Source organism: Dehalococcoidia bacterium (assembly GCA_022449765.1).
Lineage (GTDB): Bacteria > Chloroflexota > Dehalococcoidia > Lucifugimonadales > Australimonadaceae > UBA2963.
In genome coordinates, this window is record JAKUPZ010000034.1 from 1 (window position 1) to 2,718 (window position 2,718).

General features: G+C 42.0%; 3 protein-coding genes. All 3 read right to left on the reverse strand.

Going from position 1 to position 2,718, the window contains the following annotated elements; all coding sequences use genetic code 11:
- Positions 1–170 precede the first annotated feature (170 nt).
- Positions 171–548, reverse strand: coding sequence for a hypothetical protein (locus tag MK127_08340; protein ID MCH2532799.1), 378 nt, complete (start codon positions 546–548; stop codon positions 171–173).
- A 70-nt stretch (positions 549–618) separates the two neighbouring features.
- Positions 619–1,950 (reverse strand): FMN-binding glutamate synthase family protein, encoded by a 1,332-nt coding sequence (locus MK127_08345; GenBank protein MCH2532800.1) that lies wholly within the window; start codon positions 1,948–1,950, stop codon positions 619–621.
- A gap of 24 nt (positions 1,951–1,974) precedes the next feature.
- A partial coding sequence (locus MK127_08350) for a GXGXG motif-containing protein (GenBank protein ID MCH2532801.1) occupies positions 1,975–2,718 on the reverse strand: 744 nt, incomplete at its 5' end.

Sequence of the window (2,718 nt, forward strand, 5' to 3'; positions counted from 1 at the left end):
AAGCATCAAAAAAAGAATCAGTGTATGAATTCACTTATTGGCACAACTACCTTTTCAATCCAAATTTATCACCCGAGGTAAAAATACTTCATTTTAAGCCGGACTGGTCTGAAACTTTTTCTGAACCAACGCCTATTTAAGGTACATTCTTTTTTACTTACAGTCTCAGTTCAGAATTTTCCGTAGCTATCTTCAAGAGTCACCATTGGGTGGCGCTGTGACATCTGGAACTTAATTAAAAGTTCGCGTGCAATCATATCTCTGTCCTGCTGATTGTCTGGAAGATTAATGTCTTCAGGGACTGTAACCCAGCCGTTAATATTTCTGTCAAATACTGCAGGACGGTCCTCCTCATATCCCATATGTACATCCTCCAACCAGTTCAAATCATTCCATTGCATGACTTCAAGGTACTTTTTAAGAAATGGAGTCAACCGATCATAATCAGGCACAAGGTTTACATCGTAGCGATAGCCAATATGCTGACCTATCTCTTTTTCGCGCTCAGTCCCCAAGTCCTCCGGAATAAGTTCGTCTTTGTTACTCATGTCTTTAAAATCAAATTTGAGTTATGGAATAATTTTTTTGCCTATTTTGACAAAAAGGGTAATTTTAAATTTAATAACGATGCATGTCAGGTCTGCCAACAGTATGCTGGGAGCCTGCCAGTGGTACTTGAGCTAGTGCTGACGCTTCCATAGTCAGTGCAGCAAGATCCTCAGGTTCAAGTGAATGAACATTTGTTTTACCACAGGCTCTTGCCATCATTTGACATTCAATTGCAAGGCAATGTAGAAAGTTGTATACACGTTCTGCAGCCTTATCAGGATCGAGTCTCTTACGCAGCTCAGGATCCTGGGTTGCAACTCCTACAGGACAACGTCCAGTGTGACAATGATAGCAATATCCTGCTTCTACACCCATTTCTTTTTCGTAGTCTGCTTCAGGAATATCTTTATTGCAGTTTAAAGCCATCATTGCGGAATGACCTATTGCCACTGCATCTGCCCCAAGAGCAAGCGCTTTAGCTACATCTGCACCATTTCGGATTCCACCTGCATAAACTAAGGAGATCTCCCCAGTTTTACCTAAATCATCAAATGCCTTTCGAGCCTGAGTGATTGCTGCAATACCCGGTACACCTGTTTCTTCTGTAGCCAGATGTGGTCCAGCCCCCGTTCCACCTTCCATTCCATCGATATAAATGCTGTCAGGATTTGTTTTCAATGCCATACGTACATCATCATATACACGTGCTGCTCCAAGCTTAAGTTGAATTGGAATCTGGTGATCGGTCGCCTCACGAATTTCCTGGATCTTAAGTGCAAGATCATCAGGACCAAGCCAGTCTGGATGACGTGCTGGTGACCTTTGATCAATACCAGCAGGTAATGAACGCATTTCTGCGACCTGATCGGTTACTTTCTGCCCCATCAAGTGTCCTCCCAATCCTACTTTACATCCTTGCCCAATAAAAAATTCACATGCATCAGCAAGACGCAAGTGATGAGGATTGAAACCGTAACGTGACTGAATACACTGATACAGCCATTTGGATGAATATCGACGCTCATCTGGAATCATTCCTCCTTCTCCGGAACATGTTGCGGTGCCTGCCATAGTAGCGCCCCGAGCCAGTGCCGTTTTTGCTTCATAACTCAATGCTCCAAAGCTCATGCCTGTAATATAGATAGGAATATCCAGCTCCAGCGGTCGTTTTGCCTTTGGGCCAATTATAGTTTTAGTCAAACATTTTTCACGATATCCCTCTATCACAAATCTTGTCAACGTACCTGGCAAAAAGGTCAGATCATCCCAAGTAGGGATATTTTTGAAAAGGGAAAAGCCGCGCATTCTGTATCTTCCCAATTCAGCTTTGATGTGAATGTCGTCAATTACCTCGGGTTTAAATATAAAACTCTTTCCAAGGTGAGATTTACTTCTTGTCATAATAATTTCTCAATAAAATGAGCTTCAGAGCACAATTTTTTTCTCCGTCGGCTCAAGGTTATCGTAATTCCACAGCTGCTTGCCAGCTACAATTTTCTGCAAATTTTCAGCTCCATTTGGGGCTTTGAGTCCATATAATGTCAGTTTGTTTTCTATCCAAGATGCTTCAAGTTCAGTCATTTCTCCAAGCACTGCATCTACGCCCAATGAATTTATATTTCCACCAACGTATATTGTTCCATCATACATTGAATCACCTAAATTAGGTCCAGCATCTCCAAGGATAATCATACGACCGCGCTGCATCATGAAACCAGAGAGGGTTCCCGTACGTCCACCAACAATAATTGTACCGCCTTTCATATCAATTCCAGTACGTGAACCAACATCACCTTTACAAACCAAATCACCACCGCGAATTGCTGCTCCGAAGGTTGAACCCGCATTCTTTTCTACAACAATTGTTCCTGCCATCATATTTTCAGCAAATGACCAACCTACTCGCCCAGAAATGCGAATATTCGGTCCGTCTATCAATCCACAGCCAAAGTACCCAAGACTGCCTTCAATGTCCAATCGAAGACGGTTAAGTATACCTACTACAAGTGAGTGCTTGGCCATGGGATTTTGCATTACTATATGTCCATGTCCATCTTTCATCAGCTCACGTATTTTCAAATTGATTTCCTGAATTTCCATACCTTTGGCATCAAATTCAGCTTTTTTGTTGAAATCAACTTCATAGCCATTGTAGGGATAAAAATAGTT

Coding starts and splice junctions, on each gene's coding strand:
- MK127_08340 (MCH2532799.1), bottom strand. CDS start 548: ATGAGTAACAAAGACGAACTTATTCCGGAGGACTTGGGGACTGAGCGC.
- MK127_08345 (MCH2532800.1), bottom strand. CDS start 1,950: ATGACAAGAAGTAAATCTCACCTTGGAAAGAGTTTTATATTTAAACCC.